General features: G+C 61.6%; 19 protein-coding genes. 9 read left to right on the plus strand and 10 right to left on the minus strand.

The window, feature by feature from the left end:
* A partial coding sequence (locus B2M20_RS19925) for a hypothetical protein (protein WP_210189111.1) occupies window positions 1-281 on the plus strand: 281 nt, incomplete at its 5' end.
* A gap of 65 nt (window positions 282-346) precedes the next feature.
* Here the strand turns inward: B2M20_RS19925 and B2M20_RS00445 are convergent.
* The gene (locus B2M20_RS00445) at window positions 347-607 is read right to left on the minus strand and encodes a hypothetical protein (RefSeq protein ID WP_079445145.1); all 261 of its coding nucleotides are present in this window, start codon (window positions 605-607) and stop codon (window positions 347-349) included.
* Between the two features lie 248 nt (window positions 608-855).
* Between B2M20_RS00445 and B2M20_RS00450 the strand changes: the two genes are divergently transcribed.
* From B2M20_RS00450 to B2M20_RS00470, 4 genes are all read left to right on the plus strand, one after another.
* The gene (locus B2M20_RS00450; protein ID WP_079445146.1) at window positions 856-2106 is read left to right on the plus strand and encodes an aminotransferase class I/II-fold pyridoxal phosphate-dependent enzyme; all 1251 of its coding nucleotides are present in this window, start codon (window positions 856-858) and stop codon (window positions 2104-2106) included.
* Window positions 2107-2118: 12 nt separating this feature from the next.
* Window positions 2119-4608 (plus strand): DNA translocase FtsK, encoded by a 2490-nt coding sequence (locus tag B2M20_RS00455; RefSeq protein WP_079445147.1) that lies wholly within the window; start codon window positions 2119-2121, stop codon window positions 4606-4608.
* Window positions 4609-5118: 510 nt separating this feature from the next.
* Window positions 5119-5871: an outer membrane lipoprotein carrier protein LolA gene (locus tag B2M20_RS00465; RefSeq protein WP_079445186.1), complete on the plus strand. Its 753-nt coding sequence runs from the start codon at window positions 5119-5121 to the stop codon at window positions 5869-5871.
* Window positions 5872-5964: 93 nt separating this feature from the next.
* Window positions 5965-6780 carry an exodeoxyribonuclease III gene (locus tag B2M20_RS00470; protein WP_079445149.1) on the plus strand — a complete coding sequence of 272 codons (816 nt, stop codon included), beginning with the start codon at window positions 5965-5967 and terminating at the stop codon, window positions 6778-6780.
* 145 nt (window positions 6781-6925) lie between these two features.
* Here B2M20_RS00470 and B2M20_RS00475 read toward each other — a convergent pair whose 3' ends face one another.
* Both B2M20_RS00475 and B2M20_RS00480 read right to left on the minus strand, forming a co-directional pair.
* Window positions 6926-7375, minus strand: coding sequence for a cyclic nucleotide-binding domain-containing protein (locus B2M20_RS00475; protein WP_079445150.1), 450 nt, complete (start codon window positions 7373-7375; stop codon window positions 6926-6928).
* Window positions 7376-7529: 154 nt separating this feature from the next.
* Complete coding sequence (locus B2M20_RS00480; RefSeq protein WP_079445151.1) at window positions 7530-8216, minus strand: response regulator transcription factor; 687 nt, start codon at window positions 8214-8216, stop codon at window positions 7530-7532.
* Window positions 8217-8451: 235 nt separating this feature from the next.
* Here B2M20_RS00480 and B2M20_RS00485 point away from each other — a divergent pair, with 235 nt between their 5' ends.
* Entirely contained in the window at window positions 8452-9000 is a 549-nt protein-coding gene (locus B2M20_RS00485; RefSeq protein ID WP_079445152.1) for a L,D-transpeptidase family protein, read from the plus strand.
* Window positions 9001-9042: 42 nt separating this feature from the next.
* Here the strand turns inward: B2M20_RS00485 and B2M20_RS00490 are convergent, their stop codons facing one another.
* Together B2M20_RS00490 and B2M20_RS00495 are read right to left on the minus strand one after the other, a co-directional pair.
* On the minus strand, window positions 9043-9717 hold the full coding sequence (locus tag B2M20_RS00490; protein WP_079445153.1) for a YggS family pyridoxal phosphate-dependent enzyme: 675 nt from the start codon (window positions 9715-9717) through the stop codon (window positions 9043-9045).
* Window positions 9714-10418: a glutathione S-transferase N-terminal domain-containing protein gene (locus tag B2M20_RS00495; RefSeq protein ID WP_079445154.1), complete on the minus strand. Its 705-nt coding sequence runs from the start codon at window positions 10416-10418 to the stop codon at window positions 9714-9716. The genes B2M20_RS00490 and B2M20_RS00495 overlap by 4 nt, the downstream gene beginning before the upstream one ends.
* Before the next feature lie 142 nt (window positions 10419-10560).
* Here B2M20_RS00495 and leuS point away from each other — a divergent pair, with 142 nt between their 5' ends.
* The 3 genes from leuS to holA are packed head-to-tail and all read left to right on the plus strand — an operon-like array spanning window position 10561 to window position 14807.
* A complete protein-coding gene (leuS, locus tag B2M20_RS00500; RefSeq protein ID WP_079445155.1) occupies window positions 10561-13197 on the plus strand; it encodes a leucine--tRNA ligase in 2637 nt (878 codons plus the stop codon).
* A complete protein-coding gene (gene lptE, locus B2M20_RS00505; RefSeq protein ID WP_079445156.1) occupies window positions 13184-13768 on the plus strand; it encodes an LPS assembly lipoprotein LptE in 585 nt (194 codons plus the stop codon). Before leuS ends, lptE begins: the two co-directional genes overlap by 14 nt.
* Window positions 13769-13778: 10 nt before the next feature.
* A complete protein-coding gene (gene holA / locus B2M20_RS00510; RefSeq protein WP_079445157.1) occupies window positions 13779-14807 on the plus strand; it encodes a DNA polymerase III subunit delta in 1029 nt (342 codons plus the stop codon).
* A gap of 46 nt (window positions 14808-14853) precedes the next feature.
* On the opposite strand, the gene B2M20_RS00515 is transcribed toward holA, so the two are convergent.
* The 5 genes from B2M20_RS00515 to mnmG all read right to left on the minus strand — a co-directional run bounded on the left by B2M20_RS00515 (window position 14854) and on the right by mnmG (window position 20050).
* Window positions 14854-15141, minus strand: a complete 288-nt coding sequence (locus tag B2M20_RS00515; protein WP_079445158.1) for a GIY-YIG nuclease family protein — start codon at window positions 15139-15141, stop codon at window positions 14854-14856.
* A gap of 190 nt (window positions 15142-15331) precedes the next feature.
* A complete protein-coding gene (locus tag B2M20_RS00525; RefSeq protein ID WP_079445160.1) occupies window positions 15332-16213 on the minus strand; it encodes a ParB/RepB/Spo0J family partition protein in 882 nt (293 codons plus the stop codon).
* Between the two features lie 148 nt (window positions 16214-16361).
* Window positions 16362-17219 (minus strand): ParA family protein, encoded by an 858-nt coding sequence (locus B2M20_RS00530; protein ID WP_079445161.1) that lies wholly within the window; start codon window positions 17217-17219, stop codon window positions 16362-16364.
* On the minus strand, window positions 17216-17917 hold the full coding sequence (gene rsmG / locus B2M20_RS00535) for a 16S rRNA (guanine(527)-N(7))-methyltransferase RsmG (RefSeq protein ID WP_173815862.1): 702 nt from the start codon (window positions 17915-17917) through the stop codon (window positions 17216-17218). The genes B2M20_RS00530 and rsmG overlap by 4 nt, the downstream gene beginning before the upstream one ends.
* Window positions 17918-18175: 258 nt before the next feature.
* Complete coding sequence (gene mnmG / locus B2M20_RS00540; RefSeq protein WP_079445162.1) at window positions 18176-20050, minus strand: tRNA uridine-5-carboxymethylaminomethyl(34) synthesis enzyme MnmG; 1875 nt, start codon at window positions 20048-20050, stop codon at window positions 18176-18178.
* Window positions 20051-20212: the final 162 nt, after the last annotated feature.

Below are 20212 nucleotides of genomic sequence, written 5' to 3' on the forward strand. Positions count from 1 at the left end.
TTAGCCAAAAGCAATCGCGACTCATCAAAGGCCTCCTGTCCGAGACCGTGAATCACAAACTCAGCGCCGAAGGAATCACTTTTATGGGTCCCGACCCTAAAAAGGCGGACAGAACGAGCCATTCGGTCGCCCCTTTTGGATCATCCGGTTTTTTGATTTGTTCGAGTCCCGTATCACCAGACTCATCAATGTACACAACGAAAGATACCGGCATGCAGGCTAGACACCTTCAAGGAAGCCGCGCGCTCCTGCAAAAAAATCGAAGACCGCGCTATTATTGACGGCCGCGCTACGACTACAGTTAGAGCAACCGTTGGGATGTGCGTTAACGATTAATACCGAGCAGCTATCGCCGCAACGATTGCAGGGCGTAAGCGATTTGATTCACCGCATTTTCAATGTGACTAATCTTCTGGCCCAAATCAGCAATCGCCTTCTCTTGCTTCTTCAGAAGAGAACCGTTGTCGAAATATTCAGTAACGCCAATTGGCGTCTGGCAACTCGTGCATTGGATTGCGTACATCCTGTATGCGGCACCGTTCACGTTCACTTCCTGCAATTTGAACGCAGCGCCTTCACACTTTCCGCATTTGGTAGAACCGAACATTGAACTTTCCTTGGTCGTGATTGGAAGAATTACAACCTAAGCGAGTCGCAAGCGGACTCGGGAGTCCAAATGGAGGATGGGTGTGGAAAGCACACAGTCCCCATGAAGGCATCAGAACAGAGTGCGAAAACACGCTCTCCCGCCGATGGTTAATCGCGTCTTAACCTCGCCGTACCTATGGTACTCAACTGTCTTTCGTCCGGCTATTGGGTGCGGCCGAACGTCTTGAAAGTGTTGACGCTTAACCGATGGCAACCACCGCTTCATCGTGCGCGGCGCCAGACGCCGTCAGTCCGGCCGAGTCCGCCGCCAGCAGAGCTGCGTCCACGACGCCGGCCGAGCGGTCCCCGTTCGCGCGGACGGCGGAGCTGCTTGCGCCCTACGAGCCGGGACAACCTCTGATCACGTTGTCGCTGGGCGAGCCGCAGCACCCGCCGCCCGACTTCGTCGCTCCGATATTGTCTCAATATATCAACGAGTTCCGACGTTATCCGATGGCGCGGGGGATCGAGCCGTTCCGCCGCACGGCCGCGAACTGGCTGTCGAGGCGCTTCGCCCTGCCCCGTGCCGTCGATCCCGAGACCGAGATTCTGGTGCTGAACGGCAGCCGTGAGGGGCTGTTTTTCGCCGCGATCGCCGCCGCCCGCTACGTCGCGCCCCGCATGGGCACGCCGGCCATCCTGATGCCGAACCCGTTTTACCCGGCCTATGGCGCGGGCGCACGCGCTGCCCATTGCGAAACCATCTTCCTGCCGACCACGCGCGCCAACGGTTTCCTGCCCGACCTCGATTCCATCGATGAGAGCACGCTGGCGCGGACGGTCGCGATCTATCTCGCCTCCCCCGCCAACCCGCAAGGAACGACGGCTTCGCGCGATTACCTCTCGCGCCTGATCGCGCTGGCGCGCCGTCACGGCTTCCTCGTGTTCTCGGACGAATGCTACTCGGAAATCTACACGCGGGACGCGCCCGGCAGCGCGCTGGAATGCGCGGGGCCGGATTTCGCCAACGTCGTCGCGTTCCAGTCGCTGTCGAAACGCTCGAACCTGCCGGGGCTACGGGTCGGCTTCGCGGCCGGCGATGGCAAATTCCTTTCCGCGTTTCATGAATTGCGCAACGTCGCGTCGCCTCAGGTGCCGGTGCCGCTGCAGCATGTCGCGGTGGCGGCCTATGGCGACGAAGCGCATGTCGAGGAGAACCGCCGGCTCTACCGGCTCAAATTCGACCTCGCCGACCAGATCCTCGGCCATCGCTTCGGCTACAGCCGCCCGGCCGGCGGCTTCTGCATCTGGCTGGATGTCTCCGCTTATGGCGGCGACGAGGCCGTGGCCGTCAGGCTCTACAAGGAAGCCGGCATTCGCGTCGTGCCCGGAAGCTATCTGGCGCGTCCGCAAGCCGACGGCTTAAATCCCGGCGCGGGCTATATCCGTCTGGCGCTCGTAGCGGACACTGAAACAACGGCCGAGGCATTGCATCGGCTGGTGAAAACTCTCGACTAATCGCGGGATCCCATGAGCATGGCAGCGATCGAACGCCTTTTTCCCATCGTCGATCATATACCGCCGTCGATCCGCGAGCCGCTCGGCCGGCGCTTGCGCGAACTCACCGGGCTCGGCATGATCGCCTTGTCCGGCGCTGCTGCGGCCGCGCTGATGACGTGGTCGGTACAGGACCCGAGCCTCAGCCACGCCACCTCGCGCGCGATCCACAACGTCCTCGGCTATCCCGGCGCGATCGGCGCAGATCTTCTGATGCAGATTCTCGGTCTCGGCGCGATCATGCTGATCCTGCCGGTGGCGATCTGGGGATGGCGGATGCTGACTCATCGCCCGTTCGATCGCGAGGCCACGCGTCTCGGCTGCTGGATTCTTTGCACCATAACCGCCGCCGGCTTCGCCAGTTGCTGGCCTCACAACGGCGCATGGCCGCTGCCCACCGGTCTCGGTGGCGTGGTCGGCGACGCGCTGGTGCGGGCGCCCGCGATTCTGTTCGGCCCGGCGAGCGTGGTGCAGAGCATCGTGCTCGGCGCGATCTTCCTGCCGGTCATGGCCGCGACATTCCTTTGGGCCAGCGGAATCAGATCGCAGCCCGCCGACGAGTCGCGCGAAATCGAGGACGACCTGCCGTTTGATGAGAGCGGCGACCACGCCTCGGTCTCGCTGGGCTGGGCGGTTCACGCGATGATGAGCGCGAAGGCGCGATTCAAGCGCCTCAGGCTCGGGGCACTGCTCGCGCTGGCCTATAAGTCGCTGGTGTCGAGCGCGCCGCAGAAGTCGGGGGCGCTGGCGTTCGAGCGTCAGGAACCGAACCTCGGCGGCGGACATATCGCTCCCTCCCTGGCGCCGACCCGGAGCGACCTTGACGATGACCTTGATGACGATGACGAGGACGAAGCGGACGACGAGGAGGAGAGCGATGATGCGCCGGTTGTCAGCGCGCCGCGCCGGAAGGCCGCTCCCCGTCAGCCAGCGAAGAAACCCGGCAAGTTCGAATTGCCTTCGGTCAACGTTCTGAGCGCGCCGCGCGCCTCCGACCGCCAGCCGCTCAGCAAGTCCGAACTGGAAACCAATTCGCGGGCGCTGGAAGGCGTGCTTGGCGACTTTGGCGTGCGCGGCGAAATCGTGAAAGCCAATCCCGGACCGGTGGTGACGCTGTATGAACTCGAGCCCGCGCCCGGCATCAAGTCGTCACGCGTCATCGGCCTTGCCGACGATATCGCGCGTTCCATGAGCGCGCTGTCGGCGCGCGTCGCGGTGGTCGCCGGCCGCAACGCCATCGGCATCGAACTGCCGAACGCGCACCGCGAAAAAGTTTACTTGCGCGAATTGCTCACCGCGAGGGAGGCGACCGACTCGGTCGCCAAGCTGCCGCTCTGCCTCGGCAAGACGATCGGCGGCGACCCGGTCATCATCGATCTCGCGCGCACCCCGCATATGCTGATCGCCGGCACCACCGGCTCCGGCAAATCGGTCGCAATCAACACCATGATTCTCAGCCTGCTGTACCGGCTGCGGCCCGATCAGTGCCGTCTCATCATGGTCGATCCAAAGATGCTCGAACTCTCGGTCTATGACGGCATCCCGCATCTGCTGACACCGGTGGTGACCGATCCGAAGAAGGCGGTCGTCGCGCTGAAATGGGCCGTGCGCGAGATGGAAGAGCGCTACAAGAAGATGGCCAAACTCGGCGTGCGCAATATCGACGGCTACAATACCCGCCTCCTCGAGGCGAAGGCCAAGGGCGAGGATCTGACGCGCACGGTGCATACCGGCTTCGACAAGGAAACCGGCAAGGCGATCTACGAGCAAGAGAAGCTCGAGTTCGAGCCGCTGCCCTTCATCGTCATTATCGTGGATGAAATGGCCGACCTGATGATGGTCGCGGGCAAGGATATCGAAGGCGCGGTCCAGCGTCTTGCGCAGATGGCGCGCGCCGCCGGCCTCCACGTCATCCTCGCAACGCAGCGTCCGTCGGTCGATGTCATTACCGGCACCATCAAGGCCAACTTCCCGACCCGCATCGCCTTCCAGGTGACGTCCAAGATCGACAGCCGCACCATTCTCGGCGAGATGGGCGCCGAGCAACTACTCGGCCAGGGCGACATGCTCTACATGGCCGGCGGCGGCCGCATCTCGCGCGTGCACGGGCCGTTCGCATCCGACGAAGAAGTCGAGAAGGTGGTTCGCCATCTCAAAACGCAAGGTGCTCCCGAATATCTCGAGGCGGTCACGGCCGAAGAGCCCGCTGAGGGCGAGGACGGCGCGGTGTTCGACGGCACGAGCATGGGCAGCGACGGCGGCGGCGATCTGTTCGCGCAGGCTGTTGCGATCGTGAAGCGCGACCGTAAGGCTTCGACCAGCTATATCCAGCGCCGTCTTCAGATCGGGTACAACCGCGCCGCTTCGCTGATGGAGCGCATGGAACTCGAAGGCATCGTCGGGCAGGCCAATCACGCAGGAAAGCGCGAAATCCTGATCGAGGAAGAAGAAGGCCACTTCTGATCCATGACGGTATGACGATGATCGAGTTTCCGGAGCCGCGAAATCGCCACAGCACCAAACTAGATCACGATGATTCTGGATCGAATCGATCCAAAATCATCAACGTGATCGATTCCGATTATGAGAAGCGGAATGCGGGCGGAAAACCGCACGACACTTTTCCTCATTCCGCTTCTAGGGGCCCGGTTCAAACTTGCATATCGTTGCAGCCACCTTCCGCTTGAGCATGATTTTTGAAAACTGGAAGCAGATTTTCAGACGAGATCACGCTCGATCAGAGAGATGCGATGGTATCGGGTTCAGCGCAGTTGAGGCGAACTCCCGCGCGGCGGCCATCCCTCGGATCCGGTCGGGGAAAAAAGCGATATCCGCAACGCCGCGAAGCACTGTAGAAGGAACGCCTCCGGCGGACAGGACGAAACATTGAGTAGAGACGTGACACATTCATCCGCGGCCAGTCGTCCGATCCGCGCGCGCCTCGGCGTGGTCCGGCTCGCGGCGGCGCTGACCATGGGTCTTCTTGTTCTTGTTACGCCTGCCCTCGCCGAGGCCGTTCCGCTCCCGCAACCGGCCCCTAAGGCCCGCAACGGAGCACCCGCGGCGATGGTGGTGCAGACGGCCCAGCCGGAGGTGACCGGAACCACGCGACCGCCGGACCCGATCATTCCCGATCCGCGCCGCAACGTACCGGCCAATATTTTTGCAACTTTCAGCGCGGATCAGAAAGCGGCGGCGGCACGAGTCAGTGCCTATCTATCGTCGCTGCGGACGCTTGCCGGAAATTTCGTACAGGTCGGCCCTGATGGCAGCCGATCAACCGGCGAATTTTACATCCAGAAGCCGGGCAAAGTACGGTTCGAATACGACCCTCCGTCACCGATCGCGATGATTTCCGACGGCTCGTCGCTCGTTGTTCGTGACACCAAGCTCGCGACCCAGGATGTGTACCCGCTGGCGCAAACGCCGCTGCGCTATCTGTTGTCGGACCGCATCGACCTGATGAGGGATACCAACGTCGTCGCCGTGACGTCGGACGATCTCTACATCAGCGTCACCATCGAAGAGAAGCAGGCGCTGGTCGGCACCTCCCGCCTCATGCTGATGGTCGGCGTCAAGGACGGCAAGCTCAAGCAGTGGACCATAACCGATCCGCAGGGCTACGACACCACGGTGGCGATCTACAATCTCAATGCCACGGCGAAGCTCGATCCCGCTCTGTTCAAGATCGATTATACCAATTATCCGACCTCGACGAATAACTGAGGCGCTACAACGCGCAGATCGATTATTGATGGATACGCGGGTCAGGCCCGCGTATGACGGCACATAGACCTGTCGACGTCTTCACCGGAATTCATGCATCTCACCTTCACCACCTGGAATATCAATTCGGTGCGGCTGCGCATCGATCTGGTCGCCAAGTTTCTGAAAGCGCAACGGCCGGACGTGTTGTGCCTGCAGGAGACCAAATGCCCCGATGACGCCTTTCCGCTGAAACGCTTCCGCCGACTCGGCTATGAGCACGTCGCGCTCAACGGGCAGAAGGGATATCACGGGGTGGCGGTGGTCTCGAAGCTGCCATTTGACGCCAGCAACATCCGCACGTTCTGCGACAAGATCGACTCCCGCCACGTCAGTGTGATCTTCGGCGGAAGAGCGGGTCTCGCCGCGCCGCTGGTGCTCCATAACTTCTATGTGCCCGCGGGTGGCGACATTCCCGATCCCGTGCTCAATCCGAAGTTTGCCCACAAGCTGCAATTTCTCGACGAGATGAAAGCCTGTGCGCCGCTGCATCCGGGCAACGGCGACCGGCATGTGCTGGTCGGCGATCTCAATGTCGCGCCACATGAGAACGACGTCTGGTCGCACAGGCAACTCCTGAAAATCGTCTCGCATACGCCCATCGAATGCGAGAAGCTGCTCGGCGTGCAGAATCACGGCAACTGGATCGACATCGCTCGCGCGCGGATTCCGATGTCGGAGAAAGTCTATACGTGGTGGAGCTATCGCGCCGCTGACTGGGTTGCCGCCAACCGCGGCCGCAGACTTGACCATATCTGGGTCTCCGAAGCGCTGCGCGGCGGAATCCGGGACTTCCGCATCACCCGCGACGCCCGAGGCTGGCAGCGTCCATCCGATCATGTGCCGGTGACGGCGGTGATCGAGGTGTGAGTGCCGACGCCACGGCGGATCTTATCCGAAAGCCGGTTTCCACTTTGCGATGGCACAGCCCGTCGGGTCGGGATCAAAGACTTTGTGTTTTTGATTTGACGCGTTTTCTTCACGCGAACCGGTATCCACTTCGCTCGAAAACGCTTTAACTACTCAGTTTCGCCGATGCCATCAGGATGTCGCTGGTCGTTTGCCGGGTGCGGTTGGCGAGTTCGTCGCGAAGGCGGTGGGCGGCGGCGGGATAGCTGTCAAGCACGCGCAGAAACAGGGTGCGTGAAACGCGGATCACCATCGAATATTCCCGCGCAATCGCGGTGGCCTGCCGCGATATCGGGACGATCAAAGCGAGTTCCCCGATCAGCGTGCCGCACTCGGCGACGACTTCCCGATCGTGGCCGTCCGGGACGTGGATACGAAAGCTGCCCTCCTGAACGACGTACCCCCCATCCGCCTCGTCACCCGCGCGAAACAGGATCGAGCCGCTGGCGAACTGCTGCTGTTCTGCGCCGATGGCAAGCACGCGCAAAGCCTCGGCGCCCAGCAAGCGCAGGGTCGGGACGCGCTCAAGCAGGACAACGTCATCGTCGATCGACATGCAAAACCGGTCGGCTCCGGATCACCCAAAGGCTGTTTTGACGGGAGCTGATACGAGTCGTCAACCTATAGCGTTTTTGGACGAAGTGGATACCGGCTCGCGGAAAGAAACGCCTCGAAACTACCATAGAGTCTCGCTTCTGACTCCATCCGAATCAGGGCACCAGCTTGTAGCCACCCGCTTCGGTCACCAGAATCTCCGGATTGGCAGCGTCATTCTCGATCTTCTGGCGCAACCGGTAAATGTGAGTTTCCAGGGTATGCGTGGTGACTCCGGAGTTGTATCCCCAGACCTCCTGCAACAGGGTCTCGCGTGACACCGGAATCTGCCCGGCCCGGTAGAGGAAGCGCAAAATCGCCGTTTCCTTCTCGGTCAGCCGCACCTTCTTGGCATTGGCGGTCGTCAGCATTTTGGCGCCGGGCCGGAAACTATAGGGTCCGACCGAAAATACCGCGTCCTCGCTGGCCTCATGCTGACGCAACTGCGCGCGGATGCGTGCCAGCAGCACCGCAAAGCGGAACGGTTTGGCGATATAGTCATTGGCGCCGGACTCAAGGCCCAGAATCGTATCCGAATCGGTGTCGTGACCGGTCAGCATGATGATCGGCGCCTTGAAGCCGCCCTTGCGCAAACTGCGCACCACTTCGCGACCATCCGTGTCGGGCAGGCCGACGTCCATCAGCACGAGATCGGGCGAATGGGCTTTGGCCGCGCTGGCGCCCTTTGCGCCGGTATCAACGGCGGACGCCTCGAATTCCTCATGCAGCGACAGTTGCTCGACCAGCGTATCGCGCAGATCGTTATCGTCGTCCACGATCAGGATTTTGCGGGCGTTGGCCATTTATGCAATCCTCCTGGCGGCTGAAACACCCGGCGGGCGCGCCAGCTACCTTCATCAGGTATTTAAGTCCCGATTCGTCGGGCGCATGAATTTGCAGCGATTCATCGTCCAAACAGAGTACTCCAGAACTGGGGAGAATTTGGATGAATGTTCCCTGTCATGACATACAGGATCGACGTCTCGGCTGAGAGAATGCGCGGGGCTTCCTCATTCCACACAAAGCTAAGACTTTTCAATGCCTTGCACGACACATTCCTGTGATCGACCGCTCGCGGCGATCCACGTTCGGGCCGCCGCCGGACGACCGCAGCGAGGTTGGTTGATCGCGGAAGGGCGGACAATTGCGGTGGCGCTCGGCCGCGGCGGTATCCGGGCCAACAAACGCGAGGGCGATGGCGGCACCCCAAAGGGGATTTTTCGGCCCATACGGCTGTGGTGGCGGCCCGATCGGCATCCACGGCCAAGGACGTTTCTGCCGGTTCGCGCGATCACACCTACTGATGCCTGGTGTGAGGATCCGGCCGACCGGCGCTACAATCGACCGATTCGGCTGACGCAGAGCGCAACCGGCGACCGGTTGACGCGCGAGGATCATCTCTACGACTTCATCATCGAAATCGATCACAACACCCGCCCGCGTATCGCAGGGCGCGGCAGCGCTGTGTTCCTGCATCTGGCGCGCGACAACTTTGGCCCGACCGCTGGATGCGTGGCGATGACGCAACCCGCCATGCTGCGGCTGTTGCGGCGGATCGGTCCACGCACGAAAATCATGATCGGGTGAAGCTGAAGGGCTTTCCTTCTCCCTTGCGGAAGATAGGAAGAATTACCGCGTCCCGAAAATCGCCGAGCCGATCCGCACATGCGTCGCGCCGAGCGCAATCGCTATGGCGAAGTCCGCGCTCATCCCCATCGACAGCTGCGTGAGCCCGTTGCGCTTGGCGATCTTGGCGGCAAGCGCGAAATGCGGCGCAGGCGCATCATCCATCGGTGGAATGCACATCAAGCCTGAGATCGTGAGGCCATAAGTATCGCGACAGCGTACGATGAAGTCGTCGGCATCCGCAGGTGCGACGCCGGCCTTCTGCGGCTCCTCGCCAGTGTTGATCTGCACGAACAGATCCGGCCGCCGGTTCTGATTCTTGATCTCTTTTCCCAACGCCTCGCAAAGGCTCGGGCGGTCGACCGAATGGATGGCATCGAACAGGGCGACGGCGTCCTTCGCCTTGTTGGACTGCAGCGGGCCGATCAGATGCAGCGCGAGACCGGGATGCGCCGCGATCAATGCAGGCCACTTCCCCTTGGCTTCCTGCACGCGGTTCTCCCCGAACACGCGCTGGCCGGCTGCGATCACCGGCATAATCGCGCCGACATCGAAGGTTTTGGACACCGCCACCAGCGTCACCGAGGAGCGTTCGCGTTGTGCGTCCCGGCACGCGCGAACAATCCCGGCTTCCACGGAAGCAAAGCCATCGATCGGCGCCGCCTCACCAGTGGTCATTGTCGCGCCGGAATCGCGAGACCGCGCTGCACCGCCGGCCGCGCCAGGCCTCGCTGCAGCCAGCCGCCGACATGACGGAAACGATCGAACCCGACGATATCGCGCGCATCGTAAAACCCGATCAGGTTGCGCACCCAGCCAAGCATCGAGATATCCGCGATGGTGTAGTCGTCGCCTGCAAACCACCGATGCGTCGTCAGATGCGCGTCCATCACGCCAAGCAGCCGCTTCGATTCCGTCACATAGCGGTCGCGTGGCCGCTTATCCTGGAAATCCTTGCCGGCGAACTTATGGAAGAATCCCACCTGCCCGAACATCGGCCCGACGCCGCCCATCTGGAAGTGCAGCCACTGGAGGGTCTGCCAGCGCAGCGCCGGATCGGCTGGCAGAAACTGTCCGGTCTTCTCGGCGAGGTATTGCAGGATGGCGCCCGACTCGAACAAAGCGAGCGGCTTGCCGCCGGGCCCATCGGGATCGAGGATCGCGGGAATCTTGCCGTTGGGATTGAGTGAGAGAAATTCACGACTCCTCTGTTCATCCCTGCCGAAATCGACGAAATGCGGCTCATAGGGCAATCCGGTTTCTTCCAGCATGATCGAGACCTTCACCCCGTTGGGCGTCGGCACCGAATAGAGCTGCAGACGTTCCGGGTGGGCCGCCGGCCAGCGGCGGGTGATCGAAAAAGCGGAAAGGTCGGCCATCGTCACTCCGGAAGGCGGGAAACGTTCCCTGCTTACACCGCAAAACCACACCGCTTGCAAACCGCCCGTCCGACCCGTTGACCCCCGGTCCGCTTCATGGCCTAGTCGAGCGACTGCAAATCACGAAAAACATTGCAATTCCATGACCTCAGAACGTTACAACGCCCGTGACGCCGAACCGCGCTGGCAAGCCGAGTGGGACAGGCAGGCGATCTTCGCCACCAAAAACGATGACTCGCGCGAAAAATACTACGTGCTGGAGATGTTCCCGTACCCGTCCGGGCGCATCCACATCGGCCATGTCCGTAACTACACCCTTGGCGATGTGATCGCGCGCTACATGCGCGCCAAGGGCTACAACGTGCTGCATCCGATGGGCTGGGACGCCTTCGGCCTGCCGGCCGAGAACGCTGCGATCGAGCGCAAGATCGCGCCGAGGGCGTGGACTTACGACAACATCAAGGCCATGAAGAAGCAGCTCCGCTCGATCGGGCTGTCGCTCGACTGGGCCAGGGAGTTCGCGACCTGCGATCCCTCCTATTACAAACACCAGCAGAAGATGTTTCTGGACTTCCTGCGCGCCGGTCTCGCCGAGCGCGAGAAGCGCAAGATCAACTGGGATCCGGTCGACATGACCGTGCTCGCCAACGAGCAGGTGATCGACGGACGCGGCTGGCGCTCCGGCGCCGTGGTCGAGCAGCGCGAGATGAACCAGTGGGTCTTCAAGATCACGACGTATTCGCAGGAGCTGCTCGACGCGCTCGGCACGCTCGATCGCTGGCCCGACAAGGTGCGGCTGATGCAGCGCAACTGGATCGGCCGCAGCGAGGGCCTTTTGATCCGCTTCGCACTCGACCCGGCGACCACGCCAAACGGTGAGAACGAGCTGAAAATATTCACCACGCGGCCGGACACCCTGTTCGGCGCGAAGTTCATGGCGATCGCGCCGGATCATCCGCTCGCGCAAGCGGCAGCGAAGAATAACTCCGCGCTCGCCGACTTTATCGCCGAGTGTAAGCGGCGCGGCACCGCGCAAGCCGAGATCGACACCGCGGAGAAAATGGGGTTCGACACCGGCATCAAGGCCGTGCACCCGTTCGATGCGACCTGGAAGCTGCCGGTCTACGTCGCCAACTTCATCCTGATGGAATATGGCACCGGCGCCATCTTCGGCTGTCCGGCGCACGACCAGCGCGACCTCGACTTCGTCAACAAATATGGACTTGGCAACACGCCGGTGGTCTGCCCCGAGGGACAGGAACCGTCGAGCTTCGTCATCACTGACACCGCTTACGACGGTGATGGCCGCATGATCAATTCGCGTTTTCTCGACGGCATGACCGCTGATGCGGCGAAGGAAGAAGTCGCCAAGCGCTTGGAAGGCGAAACGCGCGGCAAAGCCCCGGTCGCCGAGCGCAAGGTGAACTTCCGTCTGCGCGACTGGGGCATTTCACGCCAGCGCTACTGGGGTTGTCCGATCCCGGTGATCCATTGCCCGGCCTGCGACGTCGTTCCGGTGCCGGACGAGAATTTGCCGGTGACGCTGCCGGAGGATGTCACCTTCGACAAGCCCGGCAACGCGCTCGATCATCACCCGACCTGGAAGCACGTCAGTTGTCCACGATGCGGGGCGAAGGCCACCCGCGAAACCGACACCATGGACACCTTCGTCGATTCGTCGTGGTACTTCGCGCGCTTCACCGATCCGTGGAACGACAACGCACCGACCACGCGCGCAGTCGTCGACCGGATGCTGCCGGTGGACCAGTATATCGGCGGCGTCGAGCACGCGATCCTGCATCTGCTCTATTCGCGCTTCTTCACCCGCGCGATGAAGGCCACCGGCCATGTCAGCATGGACGAACCGTTCAAGGGCATGTTCACGCAGGGCATGGTGGTGCACGAGACTTACCGCAAGCCTGACGGCGGCTGGGCCTCGCCCGAGGAGGTGCGGATCGAGGTCGACGGCAACAACCGCCGCGCCACGTTGATCGCAACCGGCGAGCCGGTCGAGATCGGCGCGGTCGAGAAGATGTCGAAATCGAAGCGCAACACCGTCGATCCCGACGATATCATCGGCAGCTATGGCGCCGATACCGCACGCTGGTTCATGCTGTCGGATTCGCCGCCGGATCGCGACGTGATCTGGAGCGAGGAAGGCGTACAGGGTGCGGCGCGCTTCATGCAGCGGCTATGGCGACTGGTCAATGAATCCGCCGAAGCCGGCAAGACCGCGCCGCAAGAGAGACCAGCGGCATTTGGCACCGATGCTTTGGCGCTACGCAAGGCGGCCCATGGCGCGCTCGACAAGGTCTCTACGGGAATAGAGCGGCTGCACTTCAACGTCTGCCTCGCCAATATCCGCGAGTTCGCCAACGAACTGGCCGACGCCCTTGCCCGCTCCCGCAGCAACAAGTCCGCCCCCGCACCGGATCTGAGCTGGAGCCTGCGCGAGGCAGCCATCATTCTGGTGCAGGTGTTCAGCCCGATGATGCCGCACCTCGCCGAGGAATGCTGGCAGGCGCTCGGCCAGGCTGGCCTGGTCTCGGAAGCCCGTTGGCCACAAATCGAGCCCGATTTGCTGGTTGAAGACGCCCTCACGCTGCCCGTGCAGGTAAACGGCAAAAAGCGGGGCGAGGTGACCGTGGCGAGCGGCGCGGGAAATCCGGAAATTGAGGCTGCCGTTTTGGCGCTCGATGCGGTAAAGCAGGCCTTGGGCGGCAAGCAGGCTCGAAAGATCATTATCGTTCCGCAGAGGATCGTGAATGTGGTGGGGTAGTTTGTCGGGTCGCCGGGCTGGAAAATGGGCCAATCCGCGCATCGCAGCCCGGCTAAGCATCATTGCAGTGCTGGCCGCGCTGACGGCCGGCTGCTTCCGTCCGATGTATGCCGAACACGCCGACGGCAGCCCGGCGCTTCGCGACAGGCTGATGGGCGTCGAACTCCTGCCGATCGATAAACCCAATGGGTCTCCGGATGCGCGGATCGGTGTCACCCTTCGCAACGCGCTTGCATTCAAACTTTACGGCGGCGCCACCGGAGCGCCCCCGACACACCAGCTTCAGATCCGCTTCACCACTAACCGTTCGTCGCTGATGCTCGACCCAAACACCGCGCTGCCCTCCAACGAGCAATACGGTATCAATGCGAGCTACCAGCTGATCGAGGTTGCCACCGGCAAGACCGTCCTGAACGCGTCCACCTTCTCCCGCACCTCCTATGACATTCCCGGCCAGCTCCAGCGTTTCGCCCGCGCGCGTGCCTATCGCGATGCGGAAGACCGCGCCGCGCAGCAAATCGCCGAGAATATCAATACCCGGCTGGCGGCGTTCTTTTACGCCGGCACCTGATCGCCGGCGAATGGTCGCGCTGCGTGGAAAGGACATCGACAGCTTTCTCGCCCGGCCCGATCCGGCCCGCCCGATCATCCTGCTCTACGGTCCCGACGCTGGTCTGGTGCGTGAGCGCGCTGACGCGTTGATGGCGTCGGCCGTGGAAGATCCCAACGATCCGTTTTCGGTGGTTCGGCTCGACGGCGACGATCTCGCAACTGAGCCGTCGCGTCTCGTCGATGAGGCGATGACGGTGCCGCTGTTCGGCGGCCGCCGCGCGATCCGGATCAAGGCGGGGTCACGCAGCTTTGCCAGCGGCGTCGATGTGCTGGCGAACTCCACGATCCAGGATTGCCGGATCGTGATCGAAGCCGGCGAGCTGAGGCCGGAATCACCGCTGCGCAAGGCTTGCGAGCGTGCGAAGAACGCGGTGGCAATTGCCTGCTATCCCGACACCGAACGCGATCTGACGCGGTTGATTGACGAGGAGTTGCGCCTCTCGAGCCTGAAGATCGCGCCCGATGCCCGCGCGGCGCTGATGTCCCTGCTCGGCGGTGATCGTCAGGCTTCGCGCAATGAGCTGCGCAAGATTGCGCTCTATGCTCATGGGCAACGCGAGATCACGCTCATCGACGTCATGGCCGTGGTCTCTGACGCATCCGACTTCAAACTCGATCCCGTCATCGACGCCGCATTCGCCGGACAGCCGGCGGTGGTCGAAACCGAATTCGCCAAGGCCATGGTCGCTGGCACCTATCCGGGCCTCGTCATTTTGGCCGCGCAGCGTCAGGTCGCCGCCCTGCACAAGGCTGCGCTTTTGATGGAAGGCGGCGCGTCCGCCTCATCGGCCGCCGATAGCGGATTTCCGCGATTGCATTTTTCGCGCAAGACGACCGTGGAAACGGCGTTGAGCAATTTCAGCGCCGCGCGGCTGATTCAGGTGATGGATCAGCTTGCCGGCGCCGCATTGGAAACCCGCAAGCAAGCGGCGCTGGCCTCCGCGATCGCGCAACGCGCTCTGATGTCGATCGCGGTGAATGCACGGCGGAGAGGATGACAGGTCGTCATTGCGAGGAGGCAAGGCCGACGAAGCAATCCAGCTCTTAGAAAAGCGATTCAAACAGATCGGTCCAAGCCGGGTTGAGGCCTTCAATCAATACGAGTTTCTTTACACGGCTGCCGGCTTTTATCTGCTTTTCGCGTGTAATTGCGTTTGTCATGGTCTCGTGCAATTCGTACCAAACTAAGCTCTTGCATCCATATTTCTTCGAAAATCCTGCAATCAGGCCTTCTCGATGCTCAAAGATACGACGCGGTAAATCTGCCGTTACACCGGTGTAAAGGGTCCCGTTCCGACCGCTTGTTATAATATAGACGCAGGGCTGTTTCATGCCGCTGTCTGGATTGCTTCGCTCACAACGACGCGAGATCGTGACGATTGAGGCCAGCTCGGCTTCCCCGTCATTGCGAGCGGAGCGAAGCAATCCAGGAGCCACTCCGAAAGACTGGATTGCTTCGTCGCTTGCGCTCCTCGCAATGACGATGATTCAAACTCATTTCATCTCGCTCTAAAAGAGCCCGTTACCCCTTCGAATCCAGCCTTTTCAAAATCTCGTCAAGCTGTTCGAGGTCGCGATAGCGTATCTGCACGACGCCGCCGGGATTTTTGTGATCGACCGTCACCGCAAGGCCGAGCGCGTCGCTAACGCGCTTTTCCAGCGCCAACGTATCGGAGTCCTTCTGCGCTTTGTCAGCGCGGGCCTTCTGCGGCTTGCGCTCGACAACGCCCTCCTCATGCGCAAGCGCCTCAGCCTGCCGCACATTGAGACCTTCCGTGACGATGCGCCTCGCCGCCGCGGAAGGATCGGGCATGCCGATCAGCGCGCGCGCATGGCCTGCCGATAACTCGCCGGAGGTGATCAGCGCCTGCACATCGTCCGGCAGTTTTGTCAGCCGCATCATATTGGCGACATGGCTGCGGCTCTTGCCGACGATCTTCGCAATGTCATCCTGAGTGTGTTTGAATTCATTGGCGAGCGCGTGATAGCCCTGCGCTTCTTCCATCGCATTGAGATCTTCGCGCTGCACGTTCTCGACGATCGCGATTTCGAGCGCGACATGATCGCTGACCTCGACCGGAACGATTGGAACCTCGTGCAGCCCCGCGGACTGCGCCGCGCGCCAGCGGCGCTCGCCTGCGATGATCTCAAAGCGATCCTGCGTCCCCTTCACGGCCCGCACCACGATTGGCTGGATGACGCCGTGCTGTTTGATGGAGTCGGACAACTCGCCGAGTTCGACATCGGAAAACGCGCGGCGTGGATTGCGCGGATTCGGTTTCAAAAACTCGATCGGCACCTTGCGCTGCACGCGCGGACGCTCGGCATGGGCGGCCTCGCCACCGACGTCGCCGATCAAACTTGCAAGACCGCGTCCCAGTCGAGAACGCGCTTCGTCGGCCATCGCCAGCTCCCTTGGATTCACGCGCTGTACTCCAGACTTGAAGGAAACGTAAGGTCACTCTTCTCTCCCCTTGTGGAAGAGAGCAGGTTGCGCATCGTGGCAGCACTCATCGAGTTACTCACGCGCCCCACGACCCGATTTCCGATTCTCAATGCGCCGTGCGCAACTCGCGCTCGCGCTGAATCACCTCGGTCGCAAGTTTCAGATAGGCTTCGCTGCCGCTGCATTTGAGATCATAGACCAGCACCGGCTTGCCATAGGACGGCGCTTCTGAAATCCGCACGTTGCGTGGGATCATGGTGTCGTAGACTTTTGAGCCCATGAACTGGCGCACGTCGGCGACCACCTGGTTCGACAGGTTGTTGCGCGAGTCGAACATGGTGAGCACGATGCCGTGGATCGACAGATTCGGATTGAGCGTGGAACGCACCTGCTCGACAGTCTGCAACAGCTGCGACAGACCTTCGAGGGCGAAGAACTCGCATTGCAGCGGCACAAGGATCGCATCCGACGCCGCCATCGCGTTGACAGTGAGAAGATTGAGCGACGGCGGACAGTCGATCAGCACATAGGTGTAATCGGCAGCATCGGCGGCATTGCCGTTGAGCGCGGTGATCGCGTCCCGCAGACGGAAGGCACGGTCCTTTGTGGTTCCGAGCTCAAGTTCCAGACCGGAGAGGTCCATGGTCGAGGCCGCGATGTGCAGGCGCGGCACCGCGGTCGGCACGACCGCGTCACGCAGCGGTGCTTCGCCGATCAACACATCATAAGTGGAGACGTTGCGATCGCGCCGGTCGATGCCAAGACCCGTGGAGGCGTTGCCTTGCGGATCGAGATCGACGATCAGGACGCGCTCCCCGATCGCGGCCAGTGCAGTGCCAAGATTGATCGCGGTCGTGGTTTTGCCGACACCACCCTTCTGATTGGCGAGCGAAATGATGCGGGGATGGCGGACGTGAGATTCGCCTCCGTCTTCGTGTCGGGAGACTTCATCAATTACCGTCATGCACCACGCCATGCCTGTTTTGCCTGAGGACGATCACGCCGCTCGATATGATCGAGTTCCACGATCCAGCCTTGTCCGCCGGTGCAACTAGAATGAATCCGAGGCTTAATATTCCAATATTTAGTAGCTTCCGTCAATTCAGCTTCTACATCTTGGCCCTTGAGAAAAAGCGCGGTGGCGCCCTTTGTTACGAAGGGTTCTGCGAAGCCGAGCAGCACTTGTAGAGGCGCCAGCGCACGCGCGGTCACGCAATCGATCCGATCCTCCACTCTGTCCACATAATCCCCGATATCCATCAGGTGAATAACGCCCGGTGACGCAGTGACCCGCACGGCCTCGCGCAGAAATGCCGCTTTTTTAGCGTTGCGCTCGATTAGATCGACGCGCGCGTCCTCAACGCCCGCAAGCGCGCAAGCAAGCACGACACCGGGAAAGCCGCCGCCGCTGCCGAAATCAGCCCAGCGTTTTGCATTCGGAGCCAGCGTCAGAAGCTGAAGGGAATCCGCGATGTGGCGGGTCCAGAGCTGCGGCATCGTCGACGACGCGACGAGATTGGTTTTTGTCTGCCATTGGACCAGCAGATCGACATAGGCGTCCAGCCGCGCTTCGATTTGACGTGAAATGGGGGTAAGCGCCAGCGCGGCTATCTTGTCGGTAGCCGAGATTGGGGAGCTCTCTCGTTCGGGCGTGGGCATCATGGCCAACATAGACGGCCCTCTGATTCCTGGCCAGACGTTTGGTGGATCCCGGTTTGGGATTGGTCGGCCATTGGCCGACAGCAGTCGACGAATCGGGAGATACCGCCCGATCATCCTCCGCTAGCTCGTGCGCCGAGTGCGGATCCGGTTAGAAATTGTTTCACGTGAAACAAGTCGTCGGCTCGGAATCATTTTCGTCGAAATGCAGGACTCGTTTGTCCGATGTTTCACGTGAAACATTTCAATCGGTGAACCGGATCATCGCGCGGAAGCAGCCGCTCTCTTCCGCGTTTCCCGACGGAGATAGGCCGCGAGAATCCCCAGAGCGGCCGGCGTGAGTCCGTCGAGACGGCCTGCCTGCCCCACAGTGCGCGGCTGAGCGTTTTCCAGCCGGTTTCGGGCTTCATTGGAGAGGCCGGGAACCGCACTGTAGTCGATCCCGGTGAGAATCAGCCCCTCGTCGCGACGAAACGCCTCGACATCGGCGGTCTGGCGCTTCAGATAGACGTCGTATTTGGCATCGATCTCGAGATGCACAGCGATTCCCGAATCCACGGCCGACAGCTCCGGCCAGATCGCGGCCACGTCATGCCAGCCGATCTCCGGATAAGACAACAACTCGAACGCAGACCGCCGATGGCCGTCGCGATTCAGCGAGAGTCCGTAGCGGGCAGCCTCGTTCGGCGTCACCGACAGCGACATCGCCAACGCCTTTGCCGCGCGCAAGGCCGCCATCTTGCCCCGATGATGAGCCGCGCGCCCTGCCCCGACGCATCCGATGGCAATGCCCTTGTCCGTCAGCCGCTGGTCAGCATTGTCGGCGCGGAGCGTCAGCCGATACTCGGCTCGGGAGGTGAACATCCGATAGGGCTCGGCGATTCCGCGCGTCACAAGATCATCGATCATCACACCGAGATAACCGTCAGCGCGGTCGAACACGACCAAATCGCCGTCGCCCGCGGCCAATGCTGCATTCAGCCCCGCAACAAGCCCCTGTGCCGCCGCCTCCTCGTAACCTGTCGTGCCGTTGATCTGGCCAGCCAAAAACAGCCCGGGCATTCGCCTGGTCTGCAAGGTCGGTTCAAGTTCGCGAGGATCGACATGGTCATATTCGATGGCATAACCCGGACGGGTCATCCTGACCTTCTCCAGGCCGGGAATGGTCGCAAGTATCGCGAGCTGCACGTTTTCCGGCAGCGAGGTCGAAATCCCGTTGGGATAAACCGTGCTGTCGTTGAGGCCTTCCGGCTCGAGAAAGATCTGATGTCCGTCACGATCGCCGAAGCGGACCACCTTGTCCTCGATCGAAGGACAATAGCGCGGACCCGAGCTCGTAATCTGGCCGGAATAGATCGGCGAACGATGCACGTTGGCGCGGATCACCTCGTGCGTCGCCGGCGTGGTGCGCGTGATGCCGCACTGGATCTGGGGCGTTGTGATCCGCTCGGTCATGACCGAGAACGGCTCCGGCGGATCGTCCCCAGGCTGCATCTCGACCGCAGCCCAGTCGATGGTCGCGCCATCGAGCCGCGGCGGGGTTCCGGTCTTGAGTCGGCCAAGGGCGAAGCCGATCCGCTCGAACGACGTGGATAGGCCAAGTGCAGGTGCTTCATCGACCCGCCCTGCCGGCCAACTCTTTTCGCCAAGATGGATTAAACCGCGCAGAAAGGTGCCGGTGGTGACCACGACGGCGGCGGAGGTGAAGTGCCGGCCATCGATCAGTCGAATGCCGGCGATCCTGCTACCGGAAACAATCAGGTCATCCGCCTCGCCTTCGATCACCTCAAGATTCGCGGTTTCGCGAATCGCAGCCTGCATGGCCGCGGCGTAAAGCTTGCGATCCTGCTGGGCTCGCGGACCGCGGACGGCTGGGCCCTTGCGACGATTGAGCATTCGGAACTGAATGCCGGCAGCATCGGCCATACGTCCCATCAGACCGTCGAGGGCATCGACCTCGCGGACCAGATGGCCCTTGCCGAGTCCACCGATCGCTGGATTGCAGGACATCGCGCCCACGGTGCTAAACCGATGGGTGACCAGCGCGGTTCGCGCGCCGGTACGCGCGGACGCAGACGCGGCCTCGCAGCCAGCGTGGCCACCCCCGATCACGATCACATCGAATGCTGATGCCATAAGCTTCTCGGCTTCTCGCCAATACCCGGTGCGACTTCTATCTCAGGCTCGCAGAATCCGAAAGTTCGGACTCGGGATACAAGGCTCGGTGTTTCACGTGAAACACCGCATCCCCAAACCTCCCGGCACACTTGATCTTGCACTAAGAAATGAAATATTATT

This window comes from Nitrobacter vulgaris, assembly GCF_002028545.1.
Taxonomy (GTDB): Bacteria; Pseudomonadota; Alphaproteobacteria; order Rhizobiales; family Xanthobacteraceae; genus Nitrobacter; species Nitrobacter vulgaris.

Coding starts and splice junctions, on each gene's coding strand:
- B2M20_RS00445 (WP_079445145.1), bottom strand. CDS start 607: ATGTTCGGTTCTACCAAATGCGGAAAGTGTGAAGGCGCTGCGTTCAAA.
- B2M20_RS00450 (WP_079445146.1), top strand. CDS start 856: ATGGCAACCACCGCTTCATCGTGCGCGGCGCCAGACGCCGTCAGTCCG.
- B2M20_RS00455 (WP_079445147.1), top strand. CDS start 2,119: ATGAGCATGGCAGCGATCGAACGCCTTTTTCCCATCGTCGATCATATA.
- B2M20_RS00465 (WP_079445186.1), top strand. CDS start 5,119: ATGGGTCTTCTTGTTCTTGTTACGCCTGCCCTCGCCGAGGCCGTTCCG.
- B2M20_RS00470 (WP_079445149.1), top strand. CDS start 5,965: ATGCATCTCACCTTCACCACCTGGAATATCAATTCGGTGCGGCTGCGC.
- B2M20_RS00475 (WP_079445150.1), bottom strand. CDS start 7,375: ATGTCGATCGACGATGACGTTGTCCTGCTTGAGCGCGTCCCGACCCTG.
- B2M20_RS00480 (WP_079445151.1), bottom strand. CDS start 8,216: ATGGCCAACGCCCGCAAAATCCTGATCGTGGACGACGATAACGATCTG.
- B2M20_RS00485 (WP_079445152.1), top strand. CDS start 8,452: ATGCCTTGCACGACACATTCCTGTGATCGACCGCTCGCGGCGATCCAC.
- B2M20_RS00490 (WP_079445153.1), bottom strand. CDS start 9,717: ATGACCACTGGTGAGGCGGCGCCGATCGATGGCTTTGCTTCCGTGGAA.
- B2M20_RS00495 (WP_079445154.1), bottom strand. CDS start 10,418: ATGGCCGACCTTTCCGCTTTTTCGATCACCCGCCGCTGGCCGGCGGCC.
- leuS (WP_079445155.1), top strand. CDS start 10,561: ATGACCTCAGAACGTTACAACGCCCGTGACGCCGAACCGCGCTGGCAA.
- lptE (WP_079445156.1), top strand. CDS start 13,184: ATGTGGTGGGGTAGTTTGTCGGGTCGCCGGGCTGGAAAATGGGCCAAT.
- holA (WP_079445157.1), top strand. CDS start 13,779: ATGGTCGCGCTGCGTGGAAAGGACATCGACAGCTTTCTCGCCCGGCCC.
- B2M20_RS00515 (WP_079445158.1), bottom strand. CDS start 15,141: ATGAAACAGCCCTGCGTCTATATTATAACAAGCGGTCGGAACGGGACC.
- B2M20_RS00525 (WP_079445160.1), bottom strand. CDS start 16,213: ATGGCCGACGAAGCGCGTTCTCGACTGGGACGCGGTCTTGCAAGTTTG.
- B2M20_RS00530 (WP_079445161.1), bottom strand. CDS start 17,219: ATGACGGTAATTGATGAAGTCTCCCGACACGAAGACGGAGGCGAATCT.
- rsmG (WP_173815862.1), bottom strand. CDS start 17,917: ATGATGCCCACGCCCGAACGAGAGAGCTCCCCAATCTCGGCTACCGAC.
- mnmG (WP_079445162.1), bottom strand. CDS start 20,050: ATGGCATCAGCATTCGATGTGATCGTGATCGGGGGTGGCCACGCTGGC.